Origin of the sequence: Streptomyces sp. NPDC085900 (assembly GCF_044540925.1) — a bacterium.
Lineage (GTDB): Bacteria > Actinomycetota > Actinomycetes > Streptomycetales > Streptomycetaceae > Streptomyces > Streptomyces gilvifuscus.
In genome coordinates, this window is record NZ_JBITSP010000001.1 from 282222 (window position 1) to 297741 (window position 15520).

Below are 15520 nucleotides of genomic sequence, written 5' to 3' on the forward strand. Positions count from 1 at the left end.
GGTGTCAGGACTCTTGGAGGGGGATCTGGGGGGATCGCGGGGGTTCTGATGTTGGAGGGGAAAAGCCGAGGGGGCCCGGTCGACGGATCGGGCCCCCTCGAATTCGTCCCACGCACCGGGCGCCGGGGCTAGAAGAACACCCCGCACCTCAGCAGCACGTTCGCGTACGGCCGTGCCTCCCCGGTGCGGACCACCAGCCGTGCCCCGGCCGACAGCTCCTTCAGGCGCTCGTGCGAGACCAGCTCCAGCTGAGGGAACTCGCCCTGCAGCAGGGCGGCGGCGCCGGGATTGGCGTCCTTCACCTCCGCGGCCGCCGTGGCTCCCTCCACCACCAGCTCCGCCAGCAGGCCGTCGAGCACCGTCGCGAAGGACGGCACCCCGGCACGGAAGGCCAGGTCGACCACGCGCGGGCCGTCCGGAATCGGCATGCCCGCGTCGCACACCAGCACCCCGTCCCCGTGCCCCAGCTCGGCCAGCGCGCCGGAGAGATGCCGGTTGAGGATCCCCGCCTTCTTCACAGGGACTCGACCTCCTCCGCCGTCGGGAAGGACTCCTGGGCGCCCTCCCTGGTGACGGCGGCCGCCCCGACCCGGGCCGCGTAGGCGGCGGCCTCGGCCAGGCCGGAGCCCGTGCCCAGCCGCCACGCCAGCGCCGCCGTGAACGCGTCGCCCGCGCCCGTCGTGTCGACCGCGTCCACCTTCGTCGACGGCACCCGCTCCACCCCCTCGGCGGAGGCCACCAGCGCACCCTGCGCGCCCAGGGTGATCACCACCGACCGCGGCCCCTTCGCGAGCAGCAGCCGCGCCCAGTCCTCCGGCCGCTCCGACACGCACGCCTCGCCCAGGACGACCTTCGCCTCGTGCTCGTTGACGATCAGCGGGTCGCAGGCCGCCAGCACCTCGGTCGGCAGCGGCCGGGGCGGCGACGGGTTCAGCACGAACCGGCTGCCCTCCGCCAGACTCCGTACCACCTCCACGACCGTCTCCAGCGGGATCTCCAGCTGCGCCGACACCACCCGCGAGCACTGGAAGAGGCCGGCCGCCGCCCGGACGTCGGCCGGGGTCAGCCGGCCGTTCGCGCCCGGCGACACCACGATGCTGTTGTCCCCCGACGGGTCGACGGTGATGAGCGCGACGCCCGTGGGCGCCCCGCCCACCAGCACGCCCACCGTGTCGACGCCGGCCGCCCGCTGCGAGTCGAGCAGCAGCCGGCCGTTCGCGTCGTCGCCGACCCGCGCCAGCAGGGCCGTACGGGCCCCGAGGCGGGCGGCGGCGACCGCCTGGTTGGCGCCCTTGCCGCCCGGGTGGACGGCCAGGTCGGAGCCGAGCACGGTCTCGCCCGCCGCCGGCCGTCGCTCGACACCGATGACCAGGTCGGCGTTGGCCGAACCCACGACCAGCAGGTCGTAGTCGTACATGAAAAAGACTCCCCAGATGAGTGGGCTGGGGCGGGCGGTCCCCCGGACCGCCCGCCCATGCCTCGTCGTCAGCCGCTGAAGCCGGCCACGTTCTGCTTCGTGACGACCTTCACCGGCACCTTCACCGTCTCCTCGACCTTCTTGCCCTGCAGCGCCTTGAGCGCGTTGTCCACGGCGATCCTGCCCAGCTGCGAGGGCTGCTGCGCCACGGACGCGTACAGCGTCCCCCCTTCGACGGCCTTCAGACCGTCCGGGGTGCCGTCGAAACCGACGACCTGGACCGACTTGCCCGCCTTGGAGCCCAGCGCCTTGATCGCGCCGAGGGCCATCTCGTCGTTGGCGGCGATGACGCCCTGGACGTCCGGGTGCGCCTGGAGCAGGTTCGACATCACGTCGAGGCCCTTGGTGCGGTCGAAGTCGGCCGGCTGCTGGGCGACCACCTGGATGCCCGGGTAGGCCTTCAGACCGGCCGCGAAGCCCGCCGCGCGCTCGCGCGCCGCCGACGTGCCCGCCTGGCCCTGAAGGATCACGATCTTGCCCTTGCCGCCCAGCTTCTCGCCGATCGTCCGCGCGGCGAGCTCACCGCCCTTGACGTTGTCGGAGGCCACCAGGGCGTCCACGTCCGCCTTGTTGACGCCGCGGTCGACGGCGATGACCGGGATCTTCGCCTTGTCGGCGGCCTTCACGGAGTTGCTCGCCGCGTCCGAGTCCACCGGGTTGACGATGATCGCGCCGAGGCTCGAACTGGTGAAGTTCTGCAGCTGGTTGGCCTGCTGGGAGGCGTCGTTCTGCGCGTCGGTGACGGTCAGGTCCACGCCCAGCTTCTTCGCCTCGGCCTGGGCGCCGGAGCGGATCTGCACGAAGAAGGGGTTGTTGAGGGTGGACAGCGACAGGCCCATCTTCGGGGTGGCCGAGGCAGAGCCGCCGTTGTGCAGGAAGGAGGTCGCGCCGACCAGCGCGACGGTGACGACCGCCGCGAGCGCGTAGGTCCCCGCCTGCTTGGTCCTGTTGCCGCCCGTACCCGCGGCCGGCGGCGTGGCACCCGCCTTGCGCCGCAGCGTGTCGAGGAGCACCGCCAGCGCGATGACGACGCCGATGACGACTTGCTGCCAGAACGCGGAGACGTTGAGCAGGTTCAGCCCGTTGCGGAGGACCGCCAGGATCAGCGCGCCGATCAGCGTGCCGGACGCCTTGCCGGTGCCGCCCGCGAGCGAGGCGCCGCCGATGACGACCGCGGCGATCGCGTCCAGCTCGTAGCCATCGGCGGCCTGCGGCTGCGCGGAGGAGAGACGGGCGGCGAGCACGATGCCCGCGACGGCCGCGAACAGCCCGGAGAAGGCGTAGATCGCGAGCTTCTGCTTCTTCACCCGCAGCCCGGACAGCCGGGCGGCCTCCTCGTTGCCGCCGATCGCGTACATGGAACGGCCGATGTACGTCCGCCCGAGCACGAACGCCGCGAGCAGCCCCATGACCACCATGACGAGCACGGGCACCGGCAGCCAGCCGCCGAGCGTGTCGCCGAGGTGGGAGACGGAGCCCGGGAAGGGGATCGGGGAGCCCTCGGAGATCACCAGCGACAGACCGCGGGCCACCGACAGCATGGCGAGGGTCGCGATGAACGGCGGCAGCTTCCCGTACGCGATCAGGAAGCCGTTGACCAGTCCGGCCACGATGCCGGTCGCGACGGACAGCACGACCGCGAGGACGACCGGCACGCCGTGCGAACTGGCGCTCCAGGCGAGGACGGTGGCGGACAGCGCGGCCACCGAGCCCACCGACAGGTCGATGCCCGCCGAGACGATCACGAAGGTGACGCCGAAGGCGAGGACGGCGGTCACGGCCGCCTGGACGCCGACGTTGAGCAGGTTGTCGGTGGTCAGGAAGTCTCCCGACAGCGCCGACAGGGCGATGACGAGGACGATCAGCGCGGTGAGCGCGCCGTTGTCGAGGAGCAGGCGGCGCAGGCCGCCGGTGGCGCCACCGGCGCCCGTAGTGCTCTTGAGCGTGTCAGTGGCCACGGCTGGCCTCCGTTCCGGTCTTCTGGTTCGTGGGGTTGCTGACCGCGAGGGCCATCACGGCGTCCTGGGTGGCCTCGCCGGCCGCGAGCTCGCCCGCGATCCGGCCCTGGGCCATCACCAGCACCCGGTCGCTCATGCCGAGCACCTCGGGCAGATCGCTGGAGATCATCAGTACGGCGGCCCCGGCCGCGGTCAGTTCGTTGATCAGCTGGTAGATCTCGACCTTGGCGCCGACGTCGATGCCGCGCGTGGGCTCGTCGAGGATCAGCACCTTGGTGTCGGCGAGCAGCCACTTGCCGATGACGACCTTCTGCTGGTTGCCGCCGGACAGCGTGCGCACGTGCTGCCCGAGTCCGGCCATCCGCACGCCCAGCTGCCCGGCGATCCGTTCGGCGGCCGCGTGCTGCCCCTTGAGGTCGACGAGCCCCGCGCGCGTGGCGGTCCGCAGGGTGACGAGCCCGAGGTTCTCCTCGACGGACGCGTCCAGCACCAGCCCCTGGCCCTTGCGGTCCTCGGGCACCAGCCCGATCCCGGCGGCCATGGCGGCGTTGACGTCACCGCGCCGCACCGCGGTCCCGGCGACCTTGACGGCGCCCTTGTCGTACGGGTCGGCGCCGAACACGGCCCGCACGACCTCGGTACGCCCCGCCCCGACGAGTCCCGCGATGCCGACGACCTCACCGGCGTGCACCTCGAAGCCGACGTCGTGGAAGACGCCGTCCCGGGTGAGTCCTTCGACGGTGAGCAACGCGGCGCCCCTGTCGGGCTGTTGACGCGGGTACTGCTGCTCGATCGAGCGCCCCACCATCAGCCGTACGAGCTCGTCCTCGGCCGTGGCGGCGGGCACCTGCCCGACGGACTTCCCGTCGCGGATGACGGTCACCCGGTCGCCCAGGACGGCGATCTCCTCCAGGTGATGCGTGATGAAGACGATCCCGACGCCGTCCTCGCGCAACTGCCGCACGATCGCGAAGAGCTTCTCGACCTCCTCCGAGGTCAGCACGGCGGTCGGCTCGTCCATGATCAGCACGCGCGCGTTCAGGCTGAGCGCCTTCGCGATCTCGACCATCTGCAACCGCGCGATACCGAGTTCACGCACCCGCGCGCGGGGCGAGACGCTGACGCCGACCCGCTTCAGCAGCACCTCGGCGTCGGCCTCCATCCGCTTCCGGTCGATCATCCCGAGGCGGCGCGGCTGCCGTCCCAGGAAGATGTTCTCGGCGACGGTGAGATCCGGTACGAGGTTGAACTCCTGGTAGATGGTGGCGATGCCCAGCCGCTCGGCGTCCTGCGCCCCGCGGATGTGCACCTCCTCGCCGTCCACCAGGACACGGCCCTCGTCGGGGTGGTAGGCGCCGGACAGCATCTTGATCAGCGTGCTCTTGCCTGCGCCGTTTTCACCGAGGAGTACGTGCACCTCGCCCCGGCGCAGGTCGAAGTCGACGCCGTCGAGCGCGACCACGCCGGGGAAGGTTTTCCGTATGCCCTCGATGCGCAGCAACTCGTCCCGGTTGCTCACGACGTGCTCCTTTGCACTGGGGTGGGGTCCTCGCCGCACGAGCGGCGTACGACGAGCCGGGCGGGGAGAGTGACGGACTGGGGAGGCCGTCCCTCGATGCGGTCGACCAGGGCCCGTACGGCGGCCCGGCCCAGCTCGCCCGTGGGCTGGGCGATCGCGGTGATCGGCGGATCGGTGTGCACGAACCACGGGATGTCGTCGAACGCGGCGAGCGCGATGTCCCGCGGAACGCGCAGCCCACGCGCGCGTACGGCGTCCAGGGCGCCCAGCGCCATCAGGTTGTCGGCGGCGAAGACGACCTCGGGCGGCTCGGGCAGGTCGAGGAACCCCTCGGTGACCCGCCGCCCGCTCTCGGCCTGGAAGTCGCCCTGTCCGATGTAGACGTCGGGGAGTTCCAGCCCGTACTCGGCGAGCGCCTCCCGGAAGACCTCGATGCGCTCGCGTCCGGTGGTGGTGGCCGCCGGACCCGCGATGATCGCGAGCCGCCGGTGCCCCAGCCGGTGCAGATGCGCGACGAGGTCCCGTACCGCCGCCCGGCCGTCGGCCCGCACCACCGGCACGTCGACACCCGGGATCCATCGGTCGACGAACACCATGGGCGTGCCCCTGCGCGCGGCGTCCAGCATGAGCGGGGACCCGCCGTCGGTGGGGGAGACGAGCAGACCGTCGATCCGCCGGTCGAGCAGCGTGCGCACATGGTGGTCCTGCAGCTCGGGCCGCTCGTCGGCGTTGCCGATGATGACGCTGTACCCGAGCGCGCGGGCCTCCTCCTCGACGGAGCGGGCCAGTTCGGTGAAGTAGGGGTTCATCACGTCGCTGATGACCAGGCCGAGGGTGTGGGTCTGGTCGGTGCGCAGCGAACGGGCGACGGCGTTCGGGCGGTAGCCCAGCGCCTCGACGGCGGCCAGCACGCGCGTGCGTGCGTCGGCACTGACCGACGGATGCTCGTTCAGGACACGCGACACCGTGGCGACGGACACCCCCGCCTCGGCAGCGACGTCCTTGATACTCGCCATCGCCGCTCCACCTCCTCGTGGAACTCGTGGAATCGATTACACGATCTCGTGCAGAGGGATTGGAATCGATTACATGAGCGGTTGGCAAGGCCTTGAGACCGGATCGTGATGAAAGTGGACGCCGGGCCTCACTGAGCCGGCGCTACCGAGCCCCCGGCCCGGCGGCGGGTAGCCGCAGGCAAGGGGCTCGTGGTGGGGGCGCTCGGAGCGTACGGCCGGTTGCTCAGTCGTCGATGAACAGTTCCGTTGCGTCCGTGGCGTGTACGGCGCGCTGGGCCCACGCTTCGAGCTGGTCCAGGTCCGTGCAGGACTGGACGCGCTCACGGACGGAGTCGGGTACGGGGATGCCTCGCCACTCCAGGATGTGGAGGATCATCTCGGCCCTGGCCTCGGCCTTGCCCTGCTCCCGTCCTTCCTCGCGCACCTGTTCCGCCAGCGGGTGCCGCCAGAAGTACTGGATCGCCGTCATCAGGTCCCTCCACATCTGCTTTGCCTGGGGGTCGGCCAGGCAGGAGTCGACGAACTGCACGAAGACAGCGGCGCTGTCCGGGTCGATGGTCCGCAGGGCGGCGGCCAGGGATTCCAGTATGGCCGGAGCCTGCGGGCCGCGGCCGTGCGTCATGGCCGAAAGCACCGCAAGGGGTACGTCCTTCTCGGCCTGCCGCTCGTCCGCGATCACCGGGACGTTGTCCGGGCCGAGCACCAGGGGTCGTACCGTCAGCGAGTGCCAGTCACGGAAGCCGAACCGGATCGGCTTGGACGCCCACTCGGCCGTCTTGCTGCTCTGCGTGATGACGATGAGCACGGGCTCGCAGCGGTACTTCTCGTACAAGTAGGAGAGGTAGTAGGGCCAACTCCCCCGTTTACGCTCGTCCACCTTCCCCTGCGACTCCACCACCAGCAGATACGTGCCCTCGTCCGTCTCCGCCCGCAGCAGGGTGTCCACGCGGCGCTCGACCGGTTCGATCTCGGTGAGGTCCACGTTCAGCGCGGCGATCTCCCGAGGCTCGGGGAAGGGGACGTGCAGGACTTTCTGTAACGCCTTCGTCAGCAGCGTCGGATCCTTCTGGAAGATCCGGTGCAGCGCCTCATGCGACGAGCCGACCATCAGCTCTCCTTTCCATCGCGCTGATCAACGAGCTACGCCGCCGCGAGTTCGCACCACACGTACTTGCCTCGGTTGCCGTGCCGGGACAGGGGATGCCAGCCCCAGACCTCGGAGCAAGCCCGCACCAGCAGCAGTCCGCGGCCCTCCTCCGCTTCGCCGAGCCGCGCCAACGGCACCGGCGGCTCGGGAGGTTCGGGGTCCGCGTCCCACGCGCCGATCCGCAGCGTGCCGGGCGGCGCCCAGCGGACCCGTAGGGCGGCCGGGCCCTTGGTGTGGCGTACCGCGTTGGTGACCAGTTCGGTGGCGAGGAGTTCGGCCACGTCGACAAGGCCGATCAGTCCGTGCGCGGTGAGGATCAGACGCAGGGTGCGGCGGCTCACGGTGACGGCGCGGGGGTCGTTGGGGATGGAGAGGCAGTACTCCCAGGGTTCGGGGGTGTTTTCAGGCATGCGGCAACTCCGCTGAGGTGGTGGGGGGTTGGCGGTGGCATCGCCGCGGCCGTCAGGGCAGGCAGGACGGAGCGGTGCACTTCCGCAGAGTCAGTGCTTCGTCACTGACGGTAGGGCTAACATGTTGTCCCGGACAAGTCGATCGCGTAATTCACCCTCGAACGAGGAGCAGTTGATGGTCCTGAGGCGCGAAGCAACCGCACGTCAGGTGCGCTTGGGCAGCGAATTGCGCAAGCTCCGTGAGGCCGCAGGGCTCACCGCCATCGAAGCGGCGGCGCAGCTGGGGGCGAATCGCGTCCAGATGAGCCACATCGAGTCCGGACTCGCGGGCGTGAGCGAGGAGCGGCTGCGCCGCCTCGCCTCGCACTACGCCTGCCTGGACACGGAGTTCATCGATGCCTTGGTGGCCATGGCGACCGACCGAACGCGCGGCTGGTGGGAGGAATACCGGTGGAAACTGCCTACGTCGTTCCTGGATCTGGCCGAGCTGGATCACCATGGCTCGTTCCGACATGAGGTGGCCATCCTGTACGTGCCGGGCCTTATGCAGACGGAGGACTACGCCCGCGCGGTCTTCTCCGCGCGGCTTCCGGAACTCACCACCGAAGAGCTTGAGTTGCGCGTAAGCCACCGTATGAGGCGACAGCAGCTCACCATCCCCTACAAGTTGGTGATCCACGAGTCGGCCCTGCGCATGAGGGTTCGTGACCGTGCCGCTTCCCGGGCCCAACTCGCCAGACTTCTCGAGCGCTCCGAAGCGGACCACGTCACCTTGCGAGTCATCCCCTTCGACCTTGACGATTTCGCGACCGCCTCAAGCACGATGACTTACGTGGGCGGACCTGTGCCCAAGCTGGACACGGTGGTGCGTGACGCCCCTCATGGCTCGGTCTTCATCGACTCCGAGGCACAGCTCAACGTCTATCGAACGCGCTTCCGTAGGGTGGAGGCTGTATCCCTCGAACCCGAACGCTCGCGTGACTTCATCCACAACCTGGCGAAAGAGCTGTGAGGCACTCCATGGACAACTGGCGGAAGTCGTCCTACTCGGGCGAAGGCGACGGCAATGACTGTGTGGAGATAGCCACCACCCCCACCCACACCGCCGTCCGCGACTCCAAAACTCCCGCCCGGGCCACCCTCACCTTCCCCGCCCCCGCCTTCACCACGTTCCTCGAAGCCCTGAAATCCACATCCCTTCGCTGACTGTCAGTGCCCACCAGTACGGTCGGATCATGTCCAATCAGGCGGTGATCGAAGGCGTCCTGGAACGCATCACGTACGCCAACGAGGAGAACGGCTACACCGTCGCCCGGGTCGACACCGGCAGGGGCGCCGGCGACCTCCTCACGGTCGTCGGCGCGCTGCTCGGCGCCCAGGTCGGGGAGTCCCTGCGGATGGAGGGGCGCTGGGGGTCGCACCCCCAGTACGGCAAGCAGTTCACGGTGGAGAACTACACGACCGTCCTGCCCGCCACCGTCCAGGGCATCCGGCGTTACCTCGGCTCGGGGCTCGTCAAGGGCATCGGTCCCGTCTTCGCCGACCGCATCACCCAGCACTTCGGCCTGGACACCCTCCAGATCATCGAGGAGGAGCCGAAGCGGCTCATCGAGGTCCCCGGCCTCGGTCCGAAACGCACGAAGAAGATCGCCGACGCCTGGGAGGAACAGAAGGCGATCAAGGAGGTCATGCTCTTCCTCCAGACCGTCGAGGTGTCCACGTCCATCGCCGTGCGGATCTACAAGAAGTACGGCGACGCCTCCATCTCCGTGGTCAAGAACCAGCCGTATCGCCTGGCCGCCGACGTCTGGGGCATCGGCTTCCTCACGGCCGACAAGATCGCCCAGTCGGTGGGCATCCCGCACGACAGCCCGGAGCGGGTGAAGGCGGGCCTGCAGTACGCGCTGTCGCAGGCCACCGACCAGGGCAACTGCTACCTCCCCGAGGAGCGGCTGATCGCCGACGCGGTGAAGCTGCTCCAGGTCGACACCGGGCTCGTCATCGAGTGCCTCGCCGAGCTGGCCGCACCTCCCGAGGACGGCGAGGACCCCGGCGTCGTACGGGAGAAGGTCCCCGGCGAGGACGGGGAACCCGTCACCGCCGTCTACCTCGTCCCCTTCCACCGGGCCGAACTCTCCCTCGCCGGCCAGCTGTTGCGGCTGCTGCGGACTGAGGAGGACCGGATGCCGGGGTTCGGGGACGTCCACTGGGACAAGGCCCTCGGCTGGCTCAAGGCCCGGACCGGCGCCGACCTCGCCCCCGAGCAGGAGGCCGCCGTCAAGCTGGCGTTGACGAAGAAGGTCGCCGTGCTGACGGGTGGTCCCGGCTGCGGCAAGTCCTTCACCGTGCGCTCGATCGTGGAGCTGGCCCGCGCCAAGAAGGCGAGGGTCGTCCTCGCGGCCCCCACCGGCCGCGCCGCCAAGCGCCTCGCCGAGCTGACCGGCGCCGAGGCCTCGACCGTCCACCGCCTGCTGGAGCTCAAGCCCGGTGGCGACGCGGCGTACGACCGGGACCGCCCGCTGGAGGCCGACCTGGTCGTCGTCGACGAGGCGTCGATGCTGGACCTGCTGCTCGCCAACAAGCTGGTGAAGGCGGTACCGCCCGGTGCCCATCTCCTCTTCGTGGGGGACGTGGACCAGCTGCCTTCCGTGGGCGCGGGCGAGGTGCTGCGCGACCTCCTCGCCGACGGCGGCCCCATCCCGGCCGTCCGCCTCACCCGCGTGTTCCGGCAGGCCCAGCAGTCGGGGGTCGTCACGAACGCGCACCGGATCAACGCCGGACAGCACCCCGTCACCGACGGCATGAAGGACTTCTTCCTGTTCGTGGAGGACGACACGGAGGAGGCGGGGCGGCTCACCGTGGACGTGGCGGCCCGGCGGATTCCGGCCAAGTTCGGACTCGACCCGCGCCGGGACGTCCAGGTCCTCGCCCCCATGCACCGGGGCCCCGCCGGCGCCGGCAACCTCAACGGTCTGCTCCAGCAGGCCATCACCCCGGGCCGCCCCGACCTGCCGGAGAAGAGATTCGGCGGCAGGGTCTTCCGGGTCGGCGACAAGGTCACCCAGATTCGCAACAATTACGAGAAGGGAAAGAACGGTGTCTTCAACGGCACCGTGGGCGTCGTCACCGCGCTCGACCCGGTCGACCAGCGCCTGACGGTGCTGACGGACGAGGACGAGGAGGTGCCGTACGAGTTCGACGAACTGGATGAGCTGGCACACGCGTACGCGGTGACCATTCACCGCTCGCAGGGGAGTGAATATCCCGCAGTGGTGATCCCGGTCACCACCGGCGCCTGGATGATGCTTCAGCGGAACCTGCTGTACACCGCCGTGACCCGGGCCAAGCGGCTGGTCGTCCTCGTGGGCTCGCGCAAGGCGATCGGCCAGGCGGTGCGCACGGTCTCGGCGGGACGCCGCTGCACCGCGCTCGACTTCCGGCTCTCACCCCGCCCCCTGGAGCCGTGAGACCGGGCGCTGCGGCAGGCATCACAAAAAATGATCGATCAAATGAGTCGCGAAGGTCACAGAGCACTTCCGGATGGGGAATCAAGGGGGCAGGATGTGCAAGTTGGCGGCACTCAGTGCCGCCAGTAGGCCCGATGGTCGACCCCGAGTGCACTCTCCTGAGCCAATTGGGGGATGGTAGAGACAGTCAGGGCAACCTCGAAGATGAGGCACTACGTCGGTGAGGGAAGACGTGAGCGACAACTCTGTAGTACTGCGGTACGGCGACGGCGAGTACACCTACCCGGTGATCGACAGCACCGTCGGCGACAAGGGCTTCGACATCGGGAAGCTCCGCGCCCAGACCGGGCTGGTCACCCTGGACAGCGGCTACGGCAACACCGCCGCATATAAATCCGCCATCACCTACCTCGACGGCGAGGCGGGCATCCTCCGGTACCGCGGCTACCCGATCGAGCAGCTGGCCGAGCGCTCGACGTTCCTGGAGGTCGCCTACCTGCTGATCAACGGCGAGCTGCCGACCGTCGATGAGCTCTCGGTGTTCAAGAACGACATCACGCAGCACACCCTGCTGCACGAGGACGTCAAGAACTTCTACAAGGGCTTCCCGCGCGACGCCCACCCGATGGCCATGCTGTCCTCGGTCGTCTCCGCGCTGTCCACCTTCTACCAGGACAGCCACAACCCCTTCGACGAGAAGCAGCGCAACCTCTCGACGATCCGCCTGCTCGCCAAGCTTCCGACGATCGCCGCGTACGCGTACAAGAAGTCGATCGGTCACCCGTTCGTCTACCCGCGCAACGACCTCGGCTACGTCGAGAACTTCCTGCGGATGACCTTCTCGGTGCCGGCGCAGGAGTACGACCTCGACCCGGTCGTCGTCTCCGCCCTCGACAAGCTCCTCATCCTGCACGCCGACCACGAGCAGAACTGCTCGACGTCGACGGTGCGCCTGGTGGGCTCGTCGCAGGCCAACATGTTCGCGTCGATCTCGGCCGGCATCAACGCCCTCTGGGGCCCCCTGCACGGCGGCGCCAACCAGTCGGTGCTGGAGATGCTCGAGGGCATCCAGGCCACCGGCGGCGATGTCGACTCCTTCATCCGCAAGGTGAAGAACAAGGAGGACGGCGTCCGCCTGATGGGCTTCGGCCACCGGGTCTACAAGAACTTCGACCCGCGCGCCAAGATCATCAAGGCCGCCGCGCACGACGTCCTCTCGGCCCTCGGCAAGTCCGACGAGCTGCTGGACATCGCGCTGAAGCTGGAGGAGCACGCGCTCTCCGACGACTACTTCGTCTCGCGCAGCCTCTACCCGAACGTCGACTTCTACACCGGTCTGATCTACCGGGCCATGGGCTTCCCGACCGAGATGTTCACGGTCCTGTTCGCCCTCGGCCGTCTGCCGGGCTGGATCGCCCAGTGGCACGAGATGATCAAGGAGCCGGGTTCGCGCATCGGGCGTCCGCGCCAGATCTACACGGGTGTGGTGGAGCGGGACTTCGTCCCGGTCGAGCAGCGCTGACAAACGCCGGTGCCGGGGCTGACCTGTCTTCAGGGGCGCGGGGAACTGCGCGACCAGCCCCCACCGGCGCGGATGGCCGGGCGACGACCTGAAGTCCACGCCCCCCGGCTCATCCTGCGGAGCGAAAAGCGGAAGGCGCCCTGGCGTCGGTCCCCCCACGGGCCGACGTCCAGGGCGCCTTCCCATGTCCCGGTGCGGATTCCCCCCACGGGATCCGGCCGGGCGTCTGAGAGGACAGCGCCTGAATCGCTGTTCTTTCGGTACTGCTGGTACTGCCGTTGAGCAGAACGAGCAAAAGTCGCCGTACTACTCGTGTGTGCGGTCTGCCGGGACAACGCACGCTCGGGTGGGCCGCTCAAAGCTTCCCGAGGTGCGTGCCCCGGCAACGCATCTCTGAGGAAGTCCCCCAAGACATCCCCAGATGCCAGTTCGCGCCCCCCAAGACGCTTACTGACATCGCCAACTTAGACCTTCGAACCCCTTCGATGGTTACGTTCGCATCACTGTGATCTGCGTCTCTTGCATTTGTCCGTTTGATACGCAAGAGCCCCGACGCAGCGATCGGGACTCAGGCGTAAGGATGATGCGCGAGCCTTGTGAAGAGCTTATGTGAGCCCGGCGCCGGACTCCAGAGGTCCTCTGGTCACGACTTCGGAGTAACCGCCAGTAACTTCTCAGGAGTTCATCGAAATGTCCGCAGTCTGAGACTGTTGGTGACCACGAAGACCGACGAGAACGCCATCGCGGCCCCGGCGATCATCGGGTTCAGCAGTCCCGCGGCGGCCAGCGGCAGGGCGGCCACGTTGTAGCCGAAGGCCCACACGAGATTGCCCTTGATGGTCGACAGGGTCTTACGGGACAGCCGGATCGCGTCCGCGGCCACCCGCAGGTCACCGCGCACCAGCGTCAGATCGCCGGCCTCGATCGCCGCGTCGGTGCCCGTCCCCATGGCGAGCCCCAGGTCGGCGGTGGCCAGCGCCGCCGCGTCGTTCACGCCGTCGCCGACCATGGCCACGACCCGCCCCTCGTCCTGCAGCCGGCGTACGGCGTCCACCTTGTCCTCGGGCAGGACCTCCGCGATCACCTGCTCGATCCCGACCTCCCGCGCCACCGCCTCGGCCACGGCACGGTTGTCCCCGGTCAGCAGCACCGGCGTCAGCCCGAGCGCCCGCAGCCGCCGTACCGCCTCCGCGCTGGTCTCCTTCACGGCGTCCGCGACGGCCACGACACCACGTGCCGCGCCGTCCCAGCCGACCACGACGGCCGTACGACCGCCCCGCTCGGCCTCGTCCTTGGCGCGGGCCAGCTCCGGCGGCAACGCGTCGAAGAGCCGCCCCACGGCCACCTCGCGGCCCTCCACGCGCCCGCGCACACCCCGCCCGGGTACGTTCTCGAAGCCCTCGACCTCGGGGAGCCGTCCCGCCCGCTCCTCGGCGCCCACGGCGACCGCCCGGGCCACGGGGTGCTCGGAGGCGTGCTCGACGGCGCCAGCCAGCCGCAGCACCTCCTTCTCGTCGGTGCCGTCGGTGACGTACACCTCCTGGAGGGTCATCCGGCCGGTGGTGACCGTGCCGGTCTTGTCCAGGACGACGGTGTCGACGCGGCGCGTGGACTCCAGCACCTCGGGGCCCTTGATGAGGATGCCCAGCTGCGCGCCCCGGCCGGTGCCGACCATCAGCGCGGTCGGCGTGGCGAGCCCCAGGGCGCACGGGCAGGCGATGATCAGGACCGCGACGGCCGCGGTGAACGCGGCGACCGTGTCGCCGGTGACGCCCAGCCAGACCCCGAAGGTGCCGAGCGCGATCAGGATGACGACCGGCACGAAGACCGCCGAGATGCGGTCGGCGAGCCGCTGCACCTCGGCCTTGCCGTTCTGCGCGTCCTCCACCAGCTTCGCCATCCGCGCCAGCTGGGTGTCGCCGCCCACGCGCGTGGCCTCGACGACCAGCCGTCCGCCGGCGTTCACGGTCGCGCCCGTGACGGCGGAGCCCACGCCCACGTCCACCGGCACCGACTCGCCGGTCAGCATCGACGCGTCCACCGCGGACGCGCCCTCGACGACGGTGCCGTCGGTGGCGACCTTCTCCCCGGGTCGTACGACGAATCGGTCGCCGACCGCCAGTTCGGCCACCGGCACCCGCACCTCGCGTCCGCCCCGCAGGACGGACACGTCCTTGGCGCCCAGCTCCATCAGCGCCCGGAGCGCGGCTCCCGAGCGGCGCTTGGCGCGGGCCTCCAGATAGCGGCCCAGCAGGATGAACGCCACGACCCCGGAGGCCACTTCGAGGTAGATCGTGGAGGCGCCGTCCATGCGCGACACGGTCAGCCGGAACTCGTCGTGCATGCCGGTCATGCCCGCGTCACCGAAGAACAGCGCCCACAGCGACCAGCCGAACGCGGCCAGCGTGCCCACCGAGACCAGCGTGTCCATGGTGGCCGCGCCGTGCCGGGCGTTCGTCCAGGCGGCCCGGTGGAAGGGCAGCGCGCCCCAGACGACCACGGGCGAGGCCAGGGTCAGCGACAGCCACTGCCAGTTGTCGAACTGCAGCGCCGGGATCATCGACAGCAGGACGACCGGGAGCGCCAGCAGCGCGGAGACGGTGAACCGCTCGCGGTAGGCGGTCAGCTCGGGGTCCTCCGCGTCCTTCCCGGCGGCGGGCGCCGCCTCGGCGGGGGGCTGCGGCGGGGGCGGCTCCTCGGCGGTGTACCCCGTCTTCACCACGGTCGCGATCAGGTCGGCGACCTGGATGCCCGCGGGGTAGGTGACCTTCGCCTTCTCCGTCGCGAAGTTCACCGTGGCGGTGACGCCGTCCATGCGGTTGAGCTTCTTCTCGACGCGGGCCGCGCAGGAGGCGCAGGTCATCCCGCCGATCAGCAGCTCGACTTCCGAGGCGTCGGCTATCGGTGCCTCTGCGGCGCCGGTCGTTCTTGTCGTGCTGGTCATGTCCGGACTCCAGACATCGGACCGGGACCGTGCGGAGCCAGTATCAGCTGGTCGGCACGG

Annotated in this window: 12 protein-coding genes; 4 read left to right on the plus strand and 8 right to left on the minus strand. The window is 69.7% G+C overall.

Annotated elements, in window-relative coordinates; all coding sequences use genetic code 11:
• Positions 1 to 128 precede the first annotated feature (128 nt).
• The 7 genes from rbsD to ACIGDI_RS01285 all read right to left on the minus strand — a co-directional run bounded on the left by rbsD (position 129) and on the right by ACIGDI_RS01285 (position 7527).
• Positions 129 to 518 (minus strand): D-ribose pyranase, encoded by a 390-nt coding sequence (rbsD, locus tag ACIGDI_RS01255; protein ID WP_272174110.1) that lies wholly within the window; start codon positions 516 to 518, stop codon positions 129 to 131.
• The gene (locus tag ACIGDI_RS01260; RefSeq protein WP_399888768.1) at positions 515 to 1417 is read right to left on the minus strand and encodes a ribokinase; all 903 of its coding nucleotides are present in this window, start codon (positions 1415 to 1417) and stop codon (positions 515 to 517) included. Before ACIGDI_RS01260 ends, rbsD begins: the two co-directional genes overlap by 4 nt.
• A 68-nt stretch (positions 1418 to 1485) precedes the next feature.
• A complete protein-coding gene (locus ACIGDI_RS01265; RefSeq protein WP_399888769.1) occupies positions 1486 to 3435 on the minus strand; it encodes a substrate-binding domain-containing protein in 1950 nt (649 codons plus the stop codon).
• Positions 3425 to 4954: a sugar ABC transporter ATP-binding protein gene (locus tag ACIGDI_RS01270; protein ID WP_399888771.1), complete on the minus strand. Its 1530-nt coding sequence runs from the start codon at positions 4952 to 4954 to the stop codon at positions 3425 to 3427. Before ACIGDI_RS01270 ends, ACIGDI_RS01265 begins: the two co-directional genes overlap by 11 nt.
• Positions 4951 to 5970 (minus strand): LacI family DNA-binding transcriptional regulator, encoded by a 1020-nt coding sequence (locus tag ACIGDI_RS01275; RefSeq protein ID WP_399888773.1) that lies wholly within the window; start codon positions 5968 to 5970, stop codon positions 4951 to 4953. The genes ACIGDI_RS01270 and ACIGDI_RS01275 overlap by 4 nt, the downstream gene beginning before the upstream one ends.
• Positions 5971 to 6193: 223 nt before the next feature.
• A complete protein-coding gene (locus tag ACIGDI_RS01280; protein ID WP_399888776.1) occupies positions 6194 to 7078 on the minus strand; it encodes a hypothetical protein in 885 nt (294 codons plus the stop codon).
• Positions 7079 to 7110: 32 nt separating this feature from the next.
• Complete coding sequence (locus ACIGDI_RS01285; protein WP_399888779.1) at positions 7111 to 7527, minus strand: ATP-binding protein; 417 nt, start codon at positions 7525 to 7527, stop codon at positions 7111 to 7113.
• A gap of 175 nt (positions 7528 to 7702) precedes the next feature.
• Here ACIGDI_RS01285 and ACIGDI_RS01290 point away from each other — a divergent pair, with 175 nt between their 5' ends.
• The 4 genes from ACIGDI_RS01290 (at position 7703) to ACIGDI_RS01305 (ending at position 12516) form a co-directional block, all read left to right on the plus strand.
• On the plus strand, positions 7703 to 8539 hold the full coding sequence (locus ACIGDI_RS01290; protein WP_399888782.1) for a helix-turn-helix domain-containing protein: 837 nt from the start codon (positions 7703 to 7705) through the stop codon (positions 8537 to 8539).
• An 8-nt stretch (positions 8540 to 8547) separates the two neighbouring features.
• Positions 8548 to 8733 (plus strand): DUF397 domain-containing protein, encoded by a 186-nt coding sequence (locus tag ACIGDI_RS01295; protein ID WP_399888785.1) that lies wholly within the window; start codon positions 8548 to 8550, stop codon positions 8731 to 8733.
• 29 nt (positions 8734 to 8762) lie between these two features.
• The gene (locus ACIGDI_RS01300; RefSeq protein WP_399888788.1) at positions 8763 to 10994 is read left to right on the plus strand and encodes an ATP-dependent RecD-like DNA helicase; all 2232 of its coding nucleotides are present in this window, start codon (positions 8763 to 8765) and stop codon (positions 10992 to 10994) included.
• Between the two features lie 232 nt (positions 10995 to 11226).
• Entirely contained in the window at positions 11227 to 12516 is a 1290-nt protein-coding gene (locus ACIGDI_RS01305; protein WP_390625760.1) for a citrate synthase, read from the plus strand.
• 682 nt (positions 12517 to 13198) lie between these two features.
• Here the strand turns inward: ACIGDI_RS01305 and ACIGDI_RS01310 are convergent.
• Positions 13199 to 15460 (minus strand): heavy metal translocating P-type ATPase, encoded by a 2262-nt coding sequence (locus ACIGDI_RS01310; RefSeq protein ID WP_399888791.1) that lies wholly within the window; start codon positions 15458 to 15460, stop codon positions 13199 to 13201.
• Positions 15461 to 15520 lie beyond the last annotated feature (60 nt).